Here is an 18036-nt window from a genome sequence, read left to right on the forward strand (position 1 = left end):
GGCGCCGGCCCCCCCGGGCGGGGGGCGCGCCCCCGCCCCCCCCCCCCCCCCCCCCCCCCCCCCCCCCCCCCCCCCCCCCCCCCCCCCCCCCCCCCACTACAGGGGGCAAACTCAGTTGTACGCGTACTGGGTCTCAGCTACATGCCGCAGCCGCTGCAGGACGAAATCAGCCAGCTCATGCGGGCTGTACTTGGCCACGAAGGCATTGGCACCGACCCGTTCCACCATGGCGTTGTTGAAAACGCCCGACAACGAGGTGTGCAGGAGTACATATAGACCAGCCAGCCCAGCATGGCGGCGGATTTCCGTCGTCAACGTGTAGCCGTCCATCGCCGGCATCTCGATATCGGAGATCACCATGGCGTAGCGCTCCGCTGGGTTCTCGCCCGAGGCATGGATCTGCAACAGGTGTTCCAGTGCCTGCTTGCCGTCGGAAAGCAGGGTGGCGCTCACCCCCAACTGGTCCAGTACGCTGCGAATCTGTTGGCGGGCCACGCGTGAATCATCAACCACCAGCACCTGCATCGCCGGAGCGTCGTCCGGCAGTGCCATGGATGGGTCGAGCACCGCTTCGCTACGTACCTGGGCGATGTCCGCGAGCACGCTTTCCACGTCGATGACCTGGATCAACTCACCCTGAAAGCGGGTAACTGCGGTCAAGTACGTCGATTCTGCGCCCAACTCCGGTGGAGGGTGGATATCTTCCACCGCGATGTTGACGATGCGCTCAACCCCGCTGACCAGGAAACCCTGTACCGAACGGTTGAATTCGGTCACCACCAGATAGCCTGGCGAGGTGTCGGCCTCGGGTTCGCGCTCGGGATGGCCGATGGCCAGGCCAAGATCCAGCACCGGCACCGAGCGGCCACGCACGTCGGCCACGCCGGCAAACTGGGTCGGCAGGCCGGGCACCTGGAACAGTGCCGGACGGCGCAGCACCTCCTGCACCTTGAATACATTCACGCCAAAAAGCTGACGTCCGCCAAGGCGGAACAGCAGCAGGGCAAGGCGGTTGTGGCCGGCCAGCCGGGTCCGCTGGTCAATTCGGTTGAGCAGGTCTTGTGACATGAGTGCTGTATCGGCGGCAGGTGCCGACAACTTGAGTGCTCGCCAGCCGGGCAATTGGCACGGCGCTTGCAGCGACATCCATCGAACTGTTCCTGAGCCGGTGGCCGCCGCTGATGCGCTTACTCCTTTCTATTTGCCTGCTGTTGCCATCACTGGCCGGGGCCACCGCTTTCCAGCCGGTGGAGTCGATCCGTTCCGCAGCCCTGGCCACGCTGGGGGCAGGGGAGAGCGGTGAAGCCAATGTCGATGCCAACCTGCGCCTGCCGGCCTGCAGCCAGCCTCTGCAGGCCAAGGTCACCGCCAACACAACGGTTGAGGTCGCCTGTCCGCAGACGGGCGGTTGGCGCTTGTTCGTGCCGGTGAAAGTGCGCCGTGAGCAGCAGGTACTGGTGTTGGCCCGGGGCGTGGCGGCTGGAGAAACGCTGGCAGCGGCCGATATAAGTAGTGTCAAGCGCGACACGGCACGCCTGGCTGGCGCCGTGCTGTTGAATCCGGAGGCGGCCGTGGGCCGGGTGGCGCGGCGTGCATTGAGCGCTGGCAGCCTGCTGTCAGCGACCGATCTGGTTACGCCTCGTACCGTCCGCCGCGGCGATAATGTCGCCCTGGTGTCCCGCCGCGGCGGGGTGGAGGTGCGTATGGCAGGCAAGGCATTGGGCGACGCTGGCGAGGGCGAACGGGTCTCGGTCGAGAACCTGTCTTCACGCCGGGTGATGCAGGGTATCGCCACGCCCGCTGGCGACGTGCTGGTCAGTCGATAAATTACTAAAGAACTGGCCGGCGTTGCCGTTATCGTTTTTGAACCGAATCAGGACTCCATCACATGAGCCAGAAAATCGACGGTGGTATTCAGGCCGCAGCGCAGTTGCGCAGCGTAGCCATCAACACCAAGGTGGCCGCCGCAGGCGATGCCAAGCCCAAGCCGGTGGAGGCAGCCGATAGCGTGCGCCTGACCGGTGAAGCGACCCAGCTGCAGGCCGTACAGCGTGAGCTGAGCGCCGCCCCCGCCATCGACCAGGCCCGTGTGCAGGCCGTGCGCGAGGCGCTGGAAAACGGCAGCTACAAGATCAATCCCGACGCCATTGCCACGCGCATGCTGGGCCTGGACCAGCAGCTGCAGGGATGAACCTGTCCATGGGCGACCCGTTGCAGCGCCTGAGCGAGGCGCTGGACCGCGAACAGCGCGCCTTGGCCGAGCACGATGTGCCGGCCCTGGTTGCCGCCACGGGCAACAAACTGGAAGCCCTGCGCGAGCTGGAGCGGCAGCCCCCGCTGCATGAAGCTGACAAGCTCAAGGAGCTGGCAGAGCGCAACCATGCCAACGGCATGTTGCTGGCTCGCCGCCGCCGCGAGGTCAACTGGGCGCTCCGTCAACTCGGCCGCAGCGAGAGCGCACCCTCTTACGATGCCAAGGGGCAGGCCCAGACCGTACATGCAAGGCGGCCGCTGGCGGTAGCCTGACCGATGGCAGATGCGGCGTACGCGCCGCGATCGAATTCGCACATCCGGCTATAGTGGCGGCCTGTTCCTGAGCTTGTACCGGCCGCCGTGACCCAGATCGATAGCAGCACCCTCATGCCAATCCCCTCGGCAGCCACATTGCGAGCCCTCGGCGAGCGTGTCCAGCACGGGATGCTGGTTTTCAGCGGAAAATTCGAAGTCAGCATCGCCAATGGCCTGGTGCGCGAATTGTTCGGCGTGGATGGTCCTGGCAGTGTCGGTCTTGGTCATCAGCTCGAGGCCTTGTTGCCGCCTTTCGCGCTGTCGCAGGCCCGTGCTTCGGGAAGCTGGGTCGGCAGCCTGCCGGTTGGCGATCGGGTCATCACCCTGCATCTGCACCATCACAGTGATGAGGCCGGCGAGGCGTTCCTGGCGCTGTTCCAGCATATCGACGGCCCGGAAGACTACGAACGCGAGCTGCAGCAACGCCATGCCGAACTGCGCCAAGCCTATCTTCGCTTGAACGGTACCCAGGAAAAGCTGCTGCAGTCGGAGAAGATGGCCTCCATTGGCCAGCTTGCCGCCGGTGTCGCCCACGAGATCAACAATCCGATCGGCTACGTCCACTCCAACCTGGGCAGCCTGCAGGAATATCTGCGCAGCCTGTTTACGGTGATCGAGGCCTATGAGCGTGCGTTGCGCGCACCCGATCCGAAGGCATTGATCCCGGAAATCGATGATATCCGCGACCGTCTGGACATCGATTTCATCAGTCGCGACCTGCCGCAGCTGATGGCTGAATCACGCGAAGGCATCGAGCGGGTGACCCGCATCGTGCGCGATCTCAAGGATTTCTCGTATTCCGGCCGCGACGAGTCGTGGAAACTGGTCGACCTGCATGCCGGCCTCGAATCGACCATCAACATCATCTGGAACGAGCTCAAGTACAAGGTCACGCTGGAACGTCGCTACGGCGAACTGCCGATGATCGAATGCCTGCCATCGGAGCTCAACCAGGTCTATATGAACCTGCTGCTCAACGCCGGCCATGCGATTGCCGATCGCGGCAACATCGTGGTCAGCACCGGCGTCAATGGCGATGAAGTGTGGGTTGAGTTCAAGGATGACGGCGCGGGTATTTCGCCGGAATTGCGGCAGCGCATCTTCGACCCGTTCTTCACCACCAAGCCGGTCGGCAGCGGTACCGGGCTTGGCCTGTCGATCTCCTACGGCATCATCAACAAGCATCACGGCCGCATCGACCTGGACAGCACGGTAGGCGAGGGCTCCTGCTTCCGCATCGTGCTGCCGATCCGCCAGCCGAAATAATCGAAGGGCGCGGCTGCAGGATTGTGGGATCTCAGGATTGTGGGAGCGGCGTCAGCCGCGAAGCTGGTGAAGTGTCAGTCCTCGCAGCACCTGCGAGTGCAGATCTCCCACAGGTAGCCCTTCATCGATGCATCGTGCAATTGCATCGCATGGATAGTGGTTTGGCCATTGGTGGCTTCGCGGCTTACGCCGCTCCCACAAAAGTTGAAACGGCCCGGCTGTTGCTTACGAAGCCCCCACACCCTGCTTTTCATCATGGGTGCGGAAGGCCTGGCGGATGTGTTCGCGCAGCTCGTCATCATTCCATGGTTTGGTCAGGAAACGGTAGATCGCACCGCGGTTGATCGCGTCGGTGACGGTGTTCAGATCGGTATAGCCTGAGAGCACCAGGCGGATCGTGTCCGGATACAACATCTTTACCCGGCCAAGGAACTCGGTGCCGCTCATGTCGCTCATGCGCTGGTCGGACAGGATCACCTGCACGTCATTGATTGCCAGCAGATCGAAGGCGTCACGCACATTGCCGGCGGCGAGGATCCGGTAACCATCGCGACGGAACAGGCGCACCAGCGAGCGCAGTACGTTTTCTTCGTCATCCAGCAGCAGCAACGTGCGGTCAGGACGGGTTTCGGCGAATGCCTCCGGCCGCAGGTAGCGGCGCCGCAAGGTCATGCCGGCGGCGTCGGCCGACATCGGCTCGCCAAACAGATAGCCCTGGAATACATCGCAGTCATTGCGGCGCAGGAAGCCAAGCTGGGCCTGCGACTCCACGCCGTTGGCGATCACCGTCATGCCCAACTGGTGGCCCATGGCAATGATGGCGCGGCTGATCGCGGCCTCGCGGTTTGCCGCAGGTGCGCTCTTGATGAAACTGCGGTCGATCTTGAGCTTGTCCACCGGATAGCGGACCAATGCGCTCAGGCTCGAATCACCGGTGCCGAAGTTGTCCAGGCACAGGCTGATACCTTCGTTGCGCAGGTTGGCCAGGGTCTCGTGGACGAAGTTGACGTTGTTCGTCAACGCACTTTCGTTGATTTCCAGGGTCAGCATGCGCGCCGGCACACCGATGGACTGCAGCATCGCCATCACTTCGGTGAAGAAGTTCGGGCGCAGCAGCTGCAGCGTAGATACATTGACCGCCACGTTGAAATCATCGAAGCCCTGATCACGCCAGACCTTGGCTTGGCGCAGGGTCGTTTCCAGTACCCAGGCGCCGATCTGCACGATGATGCCCAATCGCTCGGCGGTGCGCATGAAGCGTTCGGGCACCAGCATGCCCAGGGTTGGGGACTGCCAGCGCAGCAGCGCCTCCATTCCCATGACGTGACCATCGCGGGCGCTGACCAGCGGTTGGTAGCGCAGCCGCAGCTCACCGTTGTCGATGGCGTCAACCAGCTGCCGCGAGATGATGCTCTCGCTGTGCGCACTGCTGGGCTTGTGCAATACGTGCACGTGCACCGCGTTGCCGCCTTCACGACCGGCCTGGTGCAGGGCGTCTTCGGCCAGATCGAGCACGCCGGTCGCGGTATTGGAATGCTCGGGGCAGAGGCCAACCCCGATCTTGGCGGTCAGGAACAGGGTGTAGGGCAGCACCGACAATGGCAGCTCGATCTGCTGGCGTACCTGCTCGGCGAAGACCTCCGGCGCCGGTGTCTGGCTGCTGCGCGGTACCGCGATCAGGAATTCGTCGCTGCCGTGCCGCCACAGCTTGCCGCGGTCACCCAGAAATCCGCGCAGGCGCTCGGCAATAAGGATCAAGGCCTGGTCGCCTACCTCGGCACTCATGTTCTCGTTGACCGAGGCGAAGTGGTCGATGTCCAGGTGCAGCAGCATCAACGACGTGCCGGTGCGGTTGGCGGCGTCCACCAAGGTGGCCAGCTCGGGATTGCCCGCACCCAGCCGTGCAGGGCGCGCGTCGTTGCGGTCACCGAGCGAAGGAGGGCTGTTGTTCCACATCGGGCGAGGTCCTTGGGGGGTCACTGTGCGTCCATTGCGTAGGGTAAACGCAGATCAATACGGGTGCCTGCACCCGGCGCGGTCTCGATATGCAGGCTGCCGCCGGCACTCTGCGCGCGCTCGCGCATCACGATCATGCCAAGGCCGCGCGGGCCGGCGGGATCAAAGCCTTCGCCATCGTCCACGACCTGCAGGTGCAGGTCGCCATTGTTGTTGCTGCGAAGCGACAACGATACCTGGCTGGCGCTGGCGTGGCGCAGTGCGTTGGTCAGGCTTTCCTGGGCAATACGGAAACAGGCCTGTTCGACTTCGTTGCTGGGCCGGCGCGGCAGCGCGTCCACATGCAGCAGCAGCTCAACGTCGGTGGAGCGGAACAGCAGGCCAGCCTGCCAACGCAGCGCAGCTTCAAGGCCCAATGCATCAAGTTGCGGCGGTCGTAACAGCATCGACAGGTTGCGTAGCTTGATCACCGTGCTATCCGCCAGCTCGATGATCTGGTCGATATCGTCCTCGCGGCGCGGTTTGTTTTCTTCATCGCGGGCGGCGCAGGCGGCCAGCTTCATCGCGGTGATGGCCTGGCCGATGTCGTCATGCAGATCGCGTGAGATGGAGCGGCGCTCATCTTCCTGCAACGAAAACAAGCGGCCCGCCATGGCCTGCAGCTCGGCGTTGCTGGTGGCCAAGGCAACCCGACCATGTTCCAGCTCACTCAAATCGCGGATGACAAAGAGTTGGCAGACTTTGCCATCATGGTGCAGCTGCTGGGTGATCACCGTGGCATGAAAAGGCTCACCGCCCATGCGTGACAGCTGCACCGGGAGCTCGCTCTTGCTTGAACGCGGGCCATGGCTGCCAAGGTTGGTCAGCGACTGGATGGCGCCATCGCTGCGACCGGCGCCCATGCCCAGAATGCCGCGTGCGGCTGGATTGGCATAAAGAACGGTATCGCCATCGGCGATCACTACGCCGTCATGCAGTAGCGCTCCCAGCTGTTCGAACTCGGCAGGTAGCTGACGCTGCAAGTGCGCAGCGGGTTTCCATGACCAGAGCTGGCGCCAGAGCAGGACGAGCGTCGCACAAATTGCCACTGCGATGGCTGTCACACTTTGGCTTCGCCAGTCGGATGAATTCGGGTCCGTCGCCAGCAATGCGACCACGCCGGCCGTCAAAAAAACGGCCACAGCAAGCAACCAAAGCAAGCTTGCACGCCGCCGCAGGAGTGCGAAGGGCACGGGTGGAGCGGAAGAGGCCGGATCGGCTTGCATGGTGAGCGGGGATTTGGACAAGCGTCGCCCCAGTTTAACGGCTTGTGCACAGAGCGCACGACGAAGTGCTCAATTCTGCCGGGTTGGTGCCGTTATCGAATGGGTACCCGGTTTGTCGGGCATGGAGATAGATCGCGTGGATCGCGGCGTCATAGCTAGCCTGCTTCGTCACCCGTTGAATGCGGCCGTCGTGCTGCTGGACACGGACGGGCAACCATTGGCCGCCAATGGCATGGCCAGGGAGCTGGGCCTGCCCGAACGCCTGTCACGTTATTGCTCGCAGCTTGCGGGGCTCCGCCAGCGATTGGACCCGCACGAGGCAGTGGCCTGCCCGCTGCCGGGGGCCGGCCAGCGGCTGGACGGCTGGCTCAGTGTGGTCCAGTCACCGTCTGCGACCCCATTGGGCTATCTGTATTCCGTGGCCAGTGATACCGAGGCGCGCAACGCCCGTTGGGCGATGGCAATGGAGTCGGCAGGCCATAGCCTGTGGGACTGGGATATCGTCAGCGATGCGGTTACCCGCGCCAGCCCGGAGCATGCTACCAATGCGGCGCAGCCGGGCATCGGCCTGCTTGATGAGGCACACCCGGAAGACCAGTTACTGCTGCGTCAAGCCATCGCCGCGCACCTGCATGACCCGCAGGTACCCTTCGCCTGCCAGTTTCGGCTACGTCAGGCCGACGGTAGCTGGCGTTGGGTGCTGGATCGCGGGCAGGTAGTCACCCGCGCTGGCGATGGTCAGCCGTTGCGGATGGTCGGCACCTATACCGACATCCAGCAACAGAAGTCACTGGAGGACGAGCTGCGTTCGCAGCAGGCCCTGCTGCGTCGCGCACAGCGCGTGGCTGGCATGGGCAGTTGGGTATGGGAGCCGCAGCGCAAGCGCGTGCAATGGTCCGAGGAATTTGCCGCCGCCATTGGCTGGAGCAATGCCGCGCTACCGACTGGACGGCAGTGGTTGCGTAATCTGAACAGTGACGCGCGCACGCATCTTTTCTGCAGCTGGCGGCGTCTGTTGGATGAGGCCAAAGGTGGCAGTTTCGATATCACCTGGGGCCGCGATCCGGTGACCCAGCAGCAGCTGCGCATCTGGGTGGAGCTTGATTACGACGCCGCTGGCGGCCTGCACCGGGTGTTGGGGCAAGTGCAGAACATCAGCAATCAGCGCCGTACCGATGCCTTGATCCGCTGGCGCACCGAATTGCTGAACCGGGTGTCCGCGCTGGGCCGTATTGGCGGCTGTGAGATCGAGGTCAGTACCCGTGCCATGCAATGGACCGAGGAGTGCTACCGCATCCATGGCCTGCGCAAGGCGCCGGTGACCCTGGACCAGGCATTGGACCTGTACATCCCGGACTCGCGCGACAACTTTGAGTCGGCGTTGCTGCGCATCGCCGAAGGCGGGCTGCCGGAACAGCTTGATCTGTGCTTCTATCGCCCGTCCGGGCAGCGTGTGTGGGTGCAGGTGCTGATCGAGCTGGACCAGCGTGATGGCTTGCCCGAGCGTTTCGTGGTGTTGTTCCGCGACATCACCCGCGAACGCGAGGCCGATGAGCGGCTGGAACTGCTGGCCCATTACGACCTGCTGACCGGCCTGCCCAATCGCATGCTGCTGCGTGAGCAGGGCTCGGAAGCGATCATCGAGGCGCGCGAACGCGGTGCAATCCTCGCGATGCTTTTCATCGACCTGGACGGCTTCAAGAGCATCAACGACACGTTTGGTCACGCCACCGGCGACATGTTGCTGAAGGCAGCGGCTGCGCGCTTGCACCAGAACCTGCGCAATGCTGACCTGTTCGCACGCTTCAACGGCGATGAGTTCATCGTGATCCTGCGCAACCTGGTGGAGCCGGAAGACGCCGGGCATGTGGCGCGCAAGTTGATTGCCTCGCTGGCCGAACCGCTCTACCGCGAGGATGTCACCTTGAAGGTTGGCGCCAGTGTGGGGATCGCGTTGCTGGACGAGGGGCGTAACGACTTCGACAGCCTGCTGCGTGCGGCCGATGCGGCCATGCATGCGGCCAAGGAGGCCGGTCGCAATACCTACCAGTACTACAGCCAGGATGCGCTGGCACGCACCCAGCGCCGGGTCGAGATCGAACATGCGTTGCATGGTGCGGTCGAACGCGACGAGTTCAGTCTGGTCTACCAGCCCTTGGTACATGCCAATGGCGATGCCACCCCTTCGATCGAAGCGTTGCTGCGTTGGAACAGTGGCAGGATCGGCTCATGCAGTCCCGCCGAGTTCATTCCGATCGCCGAGAAATGTGGCGAGATCATCCATATCGGCGACTGGGTGCTGCAGGAAGTCTGCCGGCAGGCCGTGGTCTGGCAGCAGGCCGGGTTGAAGTTCGAGCGCATCGCGGTCAACGTCTCGGCCTTGCAGCTACGTGATCGCGGCTTTGCAGAGCGCGTTGTCAGCATCTGCCAACAGTACGGCTGGCCACCACAGCGGCTGGAGCTGGAGCTGACAGAATCAGCGCTGATCCGCGACACCGATGCGCTGCGCCAGTGCTTTGATGTATTTGAACAGCATGGCATTCCACTTGCAGTGGATGACTTCGGTACCGGTTTCTCCAACCTGCATTATCTGAATCGATTCCCGGTGCAGCGGTTGAAGATCGACCGCAGCTTCGTGCAGGGCATGTTGCACGATGTCGGTACCGCCGAGGTTACCCAGGCCATCGTGCATCTGGGCCACGCGCTGGGCATGCTGGTGGTGGCGGAGGGCGTGGAAACCCCTGCCGAAGCAACGATGCTGATCCGGCAGGGCTGCGACGAACTGCAGGGCTATCTGTTCTCGCGACCATTGCGACCGCGCGAGATGGTGCAGTGGCTGCGCAGCGGCCCGGGCGAGTTGCTTGAGTCGCCGGGCCTGGGCGCGATCACGACAATCAGCGCAACCCACTGATCGACGGCAAGAACAAATACAAGCCCGGCTGCCTGATCCGCAGTCGGGTTTTTTCGTCCTGCGGGAGCGGCGTAAGCCGCGAAGCTGGTGCTCTAACCGAACAAGCTTGTTCATCGGGTGTGGGAGCGGCGTAAGCCGCGAAGCTGGTGCTCTAACCGAGCAAGCTTGTTCATCGGGTGTGGGAGCGGCGTAAGCCGCGAAGCCGGTGTTGCTGGCAGGTCTCGATCGGATCGTATGCGTGCTTCGCGGCTTACGCCGCTCCTACAAAGATAGCTGCGGTGCGCGAGGATATGTGACCCGGCAACGGCTGCAGGCCATCAATTCTCCACTGCTTCTGCACTGACCGAGCAAGTTTCATCGTCGGATGTGGGAGCGGCGTAAGCCGCGAAGCTGGCAGGCCTTGATCCGATGCTATGCGTGTTTCGCGGCTTACGCCGCTCCCACAAAAGGAATTGTGCGTGCACGCATGTTGATCGGCTGGGGGGGGGCTCAGGGAACGGACAGGTCCCAGTCGATGCTGCTTGTGAGCCAATCGGTCTCTTCTGCCCGACCGGGGGGCGTGTCTTGATCACGCAGTGCACGCAGTTCCAGCAGCTCCTGCTGTGCACGCTGTTCAAGCCGCGCGAGTTGTTCGCGTCGGCTCAGCGGGGTGCCGCTGGAGGTAGATGATGGAAGCATGGCGTCATCAGCCTGCGATGCTGGCTCGGCGTTGCTGTTGGAGGTGGAGCGGGATGTCAGCATATATCAGTGCGGTTGCAGCAACAGCAAAGCCCCGGCCAAGGGCCGGGGCTCGGGTGCAGGGATGGTGCAGTGCGAAATCAGAACAGCTCCACCGTGCCTGCGCCCATGCTCTGCTGGGACACCGGCTTGTGCGGCGGGCGTTCCCATTCCACGCGCATTTCGCGCAGGCGGTTGCCGGTGCGCTGCAGCGCGCTGACCATCTCGCCATCGAAGACGCCACCATTGCGATGCAGCAGTTCCTGCAGCGCCACGGCTTCGCGGTTGATCGCGCCAAGGCGGTCAAGATGGGTGTGCACGCCGCCCAGGGCCTGGGTGGCAATGTCCTCGAACTGCAGGGCGCGCACGGCTTCGGCGACGCTGCCGTCGATGGCACGGCCGCATTCGGAGATCTCGCGCATGCCATCACCCAGCGAGGCATTGATGGCAGCAACGCTGTCCAGCATCGAGGCCGCTTCGTGGCGTGCTTCGCGGGACCGGTCCATGTCACGTGAGGCCATGTGGGTGACGGTTTCACGCACCTTGGCAATCGCGTCCTTGGAGCTGTGGGCCAGCTTGCGGATCTGCTCGTTGAAGGTGGTGGAGCGCTCGGAGAGGTTGCGCACCTCGTCGGCCACCACGGCGAAGCCACGACCGGCTTCGCCGGCACGCGCGGCTTCGATGGCGGCATTCAAGGCCAGCAGGTTGGTCTGGTCGGCGATCGACTTGACGTCTTCGAGCAGGGCGAAGATGCCATCCAGGTGCTGCGCCATCTGGTCGATGTGCTGCACGGTGTTGCTGCTCTGGCCGCTGACCTGCTCAAGTGCTTCCACCAGCTGTTCCATCTGGTGGCTGGCATTCTGGGCGAAGCGGGCCACGTCGACACCGCCGCCACCTTCATCACCGGCGCGGTCAACGATGCGGGCCAATGCCTGGCTCTGCTGGCGCGACTTGCGGCTCATCGCATCGAAGCTGCCGCCCAGGCCACCGACGGCCTGCCGGATCAGCTCGCGGGCGCGCTCGATCTCGCTGCGCGAACCATCGATTTCGTTGCTGACAAAGCTGCGCAGTTCGTTGAGCAGCTGGTCCTGCTCCTTCAGCACCTTGGCGTGCTCAGGCGAGCGCTGGCTTTGCGAATGCACGCTCCACCAGGCAAACACCAGCCAGCTCAGCACCATGGTGGTCAGGATCGCCCACAGGGCCGCGGAGGGCCAGGACAGGGCGGCAGCGACCACAACCAGAAGGGTGAGGACAAGCGGGGCTGCCAAACGGATTGCAATACGTGAATACATGGACGTTCTCGGGAGAGTCACGAATGCAGTATCGGCAGTGGGCAGGGTGTCTTTAGCCCACTGAGGTGAATCCCGGGAGGTTTTGCGATGCAGGCCCGCAACCCATGCGATTGCGGGCCTTGAAAATCAGCGCAGACGGCGCTCGATGGCTTCGAGCATGGCCTTGCGCGAGAACAGGAAATCCCAGTAAGCGCCGCCAAGCTGGCGCCACAGCACCGCCGAGCGTACCGCTGCCAGCAACAGCGCCCGGATCTCCGACACCACCATCGCCTGGCCCAGGTAATGCGGGTTGCCCTGCACCATGATCTTCGGCTTGAGCTGACTGATGGTGTCCGCATACAGCGCGCCCATCGCGCTCAGTACGTCAGGGTGGCAGCTGTCGCCGCGCTCCCGGGCAATGCCGGCGGCGCGCTCGATGCCGGCTTCCACCTTGTCGATCGTGGCGCCTTCACGCACGAAGCGACGTTCCAGCTGCATCACCGACAGCGCGAGCCGCGGCAGCAGGTCGTCCTTGCCCTGGTTGCGGAAGTAGTCGCGCAGCAGGCGCAGGCCGGGTTCCACCTGGTTGGCACTGCCGTACACGGCAGCGGGCGAGCTGGCATCAATACGCATTACGCTGTCCATTGCGGTACGCACCACGGCGCTCTCCGAATGGCCGGTTTCTGCGATGCGGCGGACCTGCTGCAAGGCCTGGGCAATGCCAGCCAGGGCAAGTACGCGGTCATCGATGGAAAAGGTCATGGTCATCTCTCAAGGGGAAACAGGGGCGGCCAAACGGCGCTCCAGGGGTGCATCGGTGGCGGCGATCACCGCGCCGCCCAAGCATTCCATGCCGTCGTACAACACCAGCGACTGGCCGGGGGTGACGGCGCGTTGCGGGCGTGCGAAATGCACGTCCAGCGTACCGTCATCACGTACCTTCACGGTGCAGGCTTCGTCCGGTTGGCGGTAGCGGGTCTGCGCGGTGCAATCGAACTCACGGGCGGGTGGGGCACCGGCAATCCAGTGCATGGTTTCGCTGCGCAGCCAGTTGGACTGCAGCCAGGGGCTGTCATGGCCCTGGTCGACGTACAGGATATTGCGGGCTACGTCCTTGCCGACCACGAACCACGGCGCCGCCGGACGCCCACGCACGCCGCCGATGTTCAGGCCCTCGCGCTGGCCCAGGGTGAAATAGAACACGCCGGGGTGGCGGGCGATCACCTGGCCGTCGGGGTCGTGGATCTCGCCTTCGCGGGCCGGCAGGTACTGCCCAAGGAACTCACGGAAATCGCGCTCGCCAATGAAGCAGATGCCGGTGGAATCCTTCTTGGCATGGGTAGGCATGCCGGCCTCGCGGGCAATGCGGCGCAGCTCGCTCTTCTCCATGTGCCCGATCGGGAACAGGGTGGCTGCCAGCTGGGTCTGGCCCAGCTGGTGCAGGAAGTAGCTCTGGTCCTTGCCGCGATCGGCGCCGCGCAGCAGGCGCCAGCGGCCGCCGGAGTGATCGACCTGGGCATAGTGGCCGGTGGCGATGCGCTCGGCGCCCAGCTCGCGCGCGGCGTCCAGGAAGTGCTTGAACTTGACCTCGCGGTTGCACAGCACATCCGGGTTGGGCGTGCGGCCAGCCGCATATTCGGCCAGGAAATGCTCAAACACACCCTGCCAATATTCGCTGGAGAAATCGCGGAAGTGGAACGGAATGTCGAGCCGGCCACAGACCGCCACGGCGTCGCGGCGATCATCCTCGGCACGGCAATGGCCGCTGCCATCGTCGGCCCAGTTCTGCATGAACAGACCGGCGACATCCAGGCCTTGCTGAACCAGGGTGAGGGCTGCCACCGACGAGTCCACGCCGCCGGAGACGCCCACCACGATGTTGGGATTGCTCACGGTGCCACCTGTCGCACGATCGAAAGCGGGTAGCGCTGCCCGGCCAGCCAGTCGGAAATCGTATGCCAGACCAGCGGGCTGCGCAGCCGCGCCATATCGGCCTGCAGGGCAACCGGGCTCATCCACAGTGCCTGCACGATGCCAGTGTCCAGCGCCTGCTGCGGGTGGTGCTGCAGCGGTTCGGCGGAGAAGGCAAAGCGCAGGAACGGCGTGCCGTCGGCGGCCGTCCATTGATAGCTGCCGATGAAGCCGGTCAGGTGCACGTCCCAACCGGTCTCCTCGCGGGTTTCACGCACGGCCGCCTCGAGCAGGCTTTCGCCTGGCTCGAGATGGCCGGCCGGCTGGTTCAATACCCGCCGGCCGTTCTTTTCTTCTTCCACCAGCAGCAGTTGCCCTGCGCGGGAGACCACGGTGGCCACGGTCACATGTGGCGCCCATCGCTGGGACTGCAATGCATTCACGCTCAGTACTCGTCCTTGGACGTCATTTCCAGCTCGATCGCATCGGCGCTCTTGGCGGCGGCGTCGATGGCGTCGGAAATCACCTCGGCGCTGGCATCGGCGTCAATCTTCACCACGAACATGGCCACGTCGCCCTGCTTGACCCAGCCGCCGAGCTTTGAGTCGTTGGAATCCTCCAGCAGGCGGTTGGCGACCAGTGCCGGGAACTGCGGGCCTTCGGACTTGTAGCCCGGCGACCAGATTTCGCGTACGTGGTGGCTGCCATAGGTTTCGACGTTGGAGCGCACGAACACCAGCTGGGTACGGTCGTCGTCCATTTCAAAGACCAGCTGGTAGTCACCATCGCTGTCTACCTCGTACTTGTACTCGAGAGTATCAAGCAGGCGCCCGACCGCACGGTCCGGTTCACCGGCAAAAGCGCTTCCAGCGGCGGCGGTGGCCAAGGTCAGCAGGGCGATGCTGAGTACGGACTTCTTCATGTTTTCCCCAAGGAATGGATGGTTAGCCGGTAAATTGTGCGGGGGCGAGGGGGCAGACGTCCAATGGTCAAAAGACAGCCAACTGGAACGGCTATAATCGCCAGATGTCCCAGAAGACCCAACACGATAGCGAACACGGCCTGCTGGTAGCCCCCGGCAAGCCCGAGGTTGCGCCCCCGCCGCAGTACCAGGTGATGCTGCTGAACGACGATTACACCCCGATGGACTTCGTGGTGACCGTTCTGCAGAGCTTTTTCTCGATGGACATGGACAAGGCCACCCAGGTGATGCTGCACGTCCATACCCGCGGCCGTGGCATCTGCGGTGTGTATACCCGCGAAGTCGCCGAGACCAAGGTCGCGCAGGTCAATGAGTTCTCGCGGATGAACCAGCACCCGTTGATGTGCACGATGGAGCGGGCCTGAGCCTGCCTTGGGCGCTGACCATGCGCCCAGCTCTTTGCCCATGCGCCATGGTTATCAGCATCGGCGGCGCAGCGGTCACTTGCCTGCTGTAGAACTGCAGGTGGGCCCGGGTGCAGGCGTCCGGGCTGGCGGAACGATGCGTTTCGCGCGAGGTACACAATCCCGATCCAAGCCCCTGTTCCTGCGTCGAAAATGAATGCAGGATTCACGGAGGCGGGCGATTTGCCGTGCCTGCCGGCCCGGCGTCTACATCTTCGTCATTACGGTGCTGGAAAAATCGTCGTCAGGCCGCATATTGTCTCCAACCGCAACCGGAGTGCCTTATGTTCAGTAAAGACCTCGAGCAGACCATTGGTCAGTGCTACAAGCGCGCCCGAGAAGCCCGTCATGAGTACATGACGGTTGAACATCTATTGTTGGCGTTGTTGGAGAATGCTTCGGCGCAGGCGGTTCTCAAAGCCTGCGGCGCAGACCTGGAGCGTCTGGGTCGCGAGCTGGAGAAGGCGATCAATGCCTCGGTCTCGTTGCTGGCCGAGGATGACGGCCGTGATACCCAGCCGACCCTGGGCTTCCAGCGGGTGCTGCAGCGGGCCGTGTACCACGTACAGTCCTCCGGCAAGAAGGAGGTCACCGGTGCCAATGTGCTGGTCGCCATCTTCGGCGAGAAGGAATCGCACGCGGTCTATTACCTCAACCAGCAGGACGTGACGCGCCTGGATGTGGTCAATTACCTGTCCCACGGTGTGGGCAAGAGTGGCGATGACCCGGAAATGTCTTCCCCGCTGGAAGGTGAGGGCAGGGCTGAGGGTGGTGAGGGTGAAGGCAAGGGCGATTCCCTGGCCGAGTTCGCCAGCAATCTCAACGAACAGGCCAAGGCTGGGCGGATCGATCCGCTGGTTGGGCGCCGCGACGAGATCGAGCGCACCATCCAGGTGCTGTGCCGCCGCCGCAAGAACAATCCGCTGTATGTCGGCGAGGCCGGCGTTGGCAAGACTGCCATCGCCGAAGGCCTGGCCAAGCGCATCGTCGACGGTGAGGTGCCGGACGTGCTCGCCGATGCAGTGATCTATTCGCTGGACCTGGGTGCGCTGGTGGCTGGCACCAAGTACCGCGGCGACTTCGAGAAGCGCCTGAAGGGCGTGATCACCGCGCTGAAGAAGATTCCCAATTCGGTGCTGTTCATCGACGAAATCCACACCATCATCGGTGCCGGTTCGGCGTCGGGTGGCACCATGGATGCGTCCAACCTGATCAAGCCAGCGCTGGCCTCGGGTGAGCTGCGCTGCATCGGCTCAACCACGTTCCAGGAATACCGCGGCATCTTCGAGAAGGATCGTGCCCTGGCGCGGCGCTTCCAGAAGATCGACATCGTCGAGCCGACCATCGGCGAGACCTTCGAGATCCTCAAGGGCCTGCGGCCGAAATACGAGGCGCACCACGGTGTGACCTATGCCGACGATGCATTGCAGGCGGCGGTGGACCTGTCGGTCAAGCACATTGCGGATCGCCTGTTGCCGGACAAGGCCATCGACGTGATCGACGAGGCCGGTGCGCGCCAACGCCTGTTGCCGGAAGGCCAGCGCAAGGAACGCATCGACATCGAGGAAATCGAAGCCATCGTCGCCAAGATGGCGCGGATTCCAGCCAAGCAGGTCACGGCGACCGACAAGGATGTGCTGCAGCATCTGGAGCGCAACCTGAAGATGGTGATCTTTGGCCAGGACCAGGGCATCGAATCGCTGGCTTCGGCGATCAAGCTGTCACGTTCCGGCCTCGCCAGTCCGGACAAGCCGATCGGCAACTTCCTGTTCGCCGGCCCCACCGGCGTTGGCAAGACCGAGGTCACCCGTCAGCTGGCGTTGCAGCTGGGTATCGAGCTGGTGCGCTTTGACATGTCCGAGTACATGGAGCCGCATTCCGTCAGCCGCCTGATCGGTGCGCCTCCGGGCTATGTCGGCTTCGACCAGGGTGGCCTGCTGACCGAGAAAATCGTCAAGACGCCGCACTGCGTGCTGCTGCTTGACGAGGTGGAGAAGGCGCATCCGGACATCTTCAACATCCTGTTGCAGGTCATGGATCGTGGCGTGCTCACCGATACCAACGGTCGCGAAGCCAACTTCAAGAATGTGGTCCTGGTGATGACCACCAATGCTGGCGCCACCCAGGCAGCGCGTCGCTCGATCGGCTTCACCAAGCAGAACCATGCAACCGATGCCATGGAAGTGATCCGCAAGAGCTTCACCCCGGAGTTCCGCAACCGCCTGGATGCCGTGGTGCAGTTCCAGCCGCTGGGCTTCGAGCATATCCTGCGGGTCGTGGACAAGTTCCTGATCGAACTGGAAATGTTGCTGCAAGACAAGCACGTTTCGTTGTCGGCCACCCCGGCTGCCCGCGAATGGCTGGCCCATCACGGCTTCGACGCCGACATGGGTGCGCGTCCGATGTACCGGGTGATCCAGGACAAGGTGAAGCGTCCGCTGGCTGACGAATTGCTGTTCGGCAAGTTGTTGAACGGCGGCAAGGTCAGTATCGACGTCCGCGACGGCGAGCTGATCGTGGAAACCGAGGCCGAGCCGGAGCACCTGTTGCCGGCGACGGTGTAAGCCAGCTCCTGTGGGAACGGCGTAAGCCGCGAAGCCAGGGTTGTGTCGGCGCAAACAAAACCCCGCATCCAACGATGCGGGGGTTTTCTTTTGCTCTGGCCCCTCCCTTGTGCCGCAGGCGCAGGGGAGGGTTGGGGGCTTCGTTGCCTCTGTAGTGGGGGGGCCGGGGCGGGCGGGGGGCGGAGCCGGGAAGGGCCCGCCCCGGCCGGGGGCGGCCAGCA

Annotated in this window: 15 protein-coding genes and 1 pseudogene; 7 read left to right on the forward strand and 9 right to left on the reverse strand. The window is 63.6% G+C overall.

The features are described from left to right. Positions 1-111: 111 nt before the first annotated feature. Entirely contained in the window at positions 112-1068 is a 957-nt protein-coding gene (locus AC13FW_RS08810; RefSeq protein ID WP_296248836.1) for a chemotaxis protein, read from the reverse strand. A 113-nt stretch (positions 1069-1181) separates the two neighbouring features. On the opposite strand from AC13FW_RS08810, the gene flgA reads away from it, so the two are divergent. The 4 genes from flgA (at position 1182) to AC13FW_RS08830 (ending at position 3834) form a co-directional block, all read left to right on the forward strand. Continuing rightward, entirely contained in the window at positions 1182-1826 is a 645-nt protein-coding gene (flgA, locus tag AC13FW_RS08815; protein ID WP_482988848.1) for a flagellar basal body P-ring formation chaperone FlgA, read from the forward strand. Between the two features lie 62 nt (positions 1827-1888). Further along, positions 1889-2191, forward strand: coding sequence for a flagellar biosynthesis anti-sigma factor FlgM (gene flgM, locus AC13FW_RS08820; protein ID WP_282271889.1), 303 nt, complete (start codon positions 1889-1891; stop codon positions 2189-2191). A 2-nt stretch (positions 2192-2193) separates the two neighbouring features. After that, positions 2194-2526 carry a flagellar protein FlgN gene (locus tag AC13FW_RS08825; protein ID WP_282271897.1) on the forward strand — a complete coding sequence of 111 codons (333 nt, stop codon included), beginning with the start codon at positions 2194-2196 and terminating at the stop codon, positions 2524-2526. 171 nt (positions 2527-2697) lie between these two features. Further along, complete coding sequence (locus AC13FW_RS08830; protein WP_482988849.1) at positions 2698-3834, forward strand: ATP-binding protein; 1137 nt, start codon at positions 2698-2700, stop codon at positions 3832-3834. A 225-nt stretch (positions 3835-4059) separates the two neighbouring features. Here the strand turns inward: AC13FW_RS08830 and AC13FW_RS08835 are convergent, their stop codons facing one another. Then, the gene (locus tag AC13FW_RS08835; protein ID WP_482988850.1) at positions 4060-5790 is read right to left on the reverse strand and encodes an EAL domain-containing protein; all 1731 of its coding nucleotides are present in this window, start codon (positions 5788-5790) and stop codon (positions 4060-4062) included. 20 nt (positions 5791-5810) lie between these two features. Beyond that, positions 5811-6761 (reverse strand): annotated as a pseudogene (locus AC13FW_RS08840) (sensor histidine kinase); the annotation flags it as partial. A gap of 430 nt (positions 6762-7191) precedes the next feature. Between AC13FW_RS08840 and AC13FW_RS08845 the strand changes: the two are divergent. Next, positions 7192-9966: a bifunctional diguanylate cyclase/phosphodiesterase gene (locus AC13FW_RS08845; RefSeq protein ID WP_482988874.1), complete on the forward strand. Its 2775-nt coding sequence runs from the start codon at positions 7192-7194 to the stop codon at positions 9964-9966. Between the two features lie 489 nt (positions 9967-10455). Here AC13FW_RS08845 and AC13FW_RS08850 read toward each other — a convergent pair whose 3' ends face one another. From AC13FW_RS08850 to AC13FW_RS08875, 6 genes are all read right to left on the reverse strand, one after another. Then, the gene (locus AC13FW_RS08850) at positions 10456-10707 is read right to left on the reverse strand and encodes a hypothetical protein (protein ID WP_296248844.1); all 252 of its coding nucleotides are present in this window, start codon (positions 10705-10707) and stop codon (positions 10456-10458) included. Between the two features lie 77 nt (positions 10708-10784). Continuing rightward, on the reverse strand, positions 10785-11975 hold the full coding sequence (locus AC13FW_RS08855; protein ID WP_282272356.1) for a methyl-accepting chemotaxis protein: 1191 nt from the start codon (positions 11973-11975) through the stop codon (positions 10785-10787). 126 nt (positions 11976-12101) lie between these two features. After that, positions 12102-12716, reverse strand: coding sequence for a high frequency lysogenization protein HflD (hflD, locus tag AC13FW_RS08860; RefSeq protein ID WP_296248847.1), 615 nt, complete (start codon positions 12714-12716; stop codon positions 12102-12104). A gap of 9 nt (positions 12717-12725) precedes the next feature. Beyond that, positions 12726-13847 carry a tRNA 2-thiouridine(34) synthase MnmA gene (gene mnmA, locus AC13FW_RS08865; RefSeq protein WP_482988851.1) on the reverse strand — a complete coding sequence of 374 codons (1122 nt, stop codon included), beginning with the start codon at positions 13845-13847 and terminating at the stop codon, positions 12726-12728. Next, positions 13844-14308: an NUDIX hydrolase gene (locus tag AC13FW_RS08870; RefSeq protein WP_282272349.1), complete on the reverse strand. Its 465-nt coding sequence runs from the start codon at positions 14306-14308 to the stop codon at positions 13844-13846. The genes mnmA and AC13FW_RS08870 overlap by 4 nt, the downstream gene beginning before the upstream one ends. Positions 14309-14310: 2 nt before the next feature. Next, a complete protein-coding gene (locus tag AC13FW_RS08875) occupies positions 14311-14787 on the reverse strand; it encodes a hypothetical protein (RefSeq protein ID WP_282272348.1) in 477 nt (158 codons plus the stop codon). A 104-nt stretch (positions 14788-14891) separates the two neighbouring features. On the opposite strand from AC13FW_RS08875, the gene clpS reads away from it, so the two are divergent. Together clpS and clpA are read left to right on the forward strand one after the other, a co-directional pair. After that, positions 14892-15212, forward strand: a complete 321-nt coding sequence (gene clpS / locus AC13FW_RS08880) for an ATP-dependent Clp protease adapter ClpS (RefSeq protein WP_282272346.1) — start codon at positions 14892-14894, stop codon at positions 15210-15212. A gap of 323 nt (positions 15213-15535) precedes the next feature. Then, on the forward strand, positions 15536-17815 hold the full coding sequence (gene clpA, locus AC13FW_RS08885) for an ATP-dependent Clp protease ATP-binding subunit ClpA (RefSeq protein WP_482988852.1): 2280 nt from the start codon (positions 15536-15538) through the stop codon (positions 17813-17815). Positions 17816-18036: the final 221 nt, after the last annotated feature.

The organism is Stenotrophomonas sp. 21LCFQ19 (assembly GCF_056861425.1).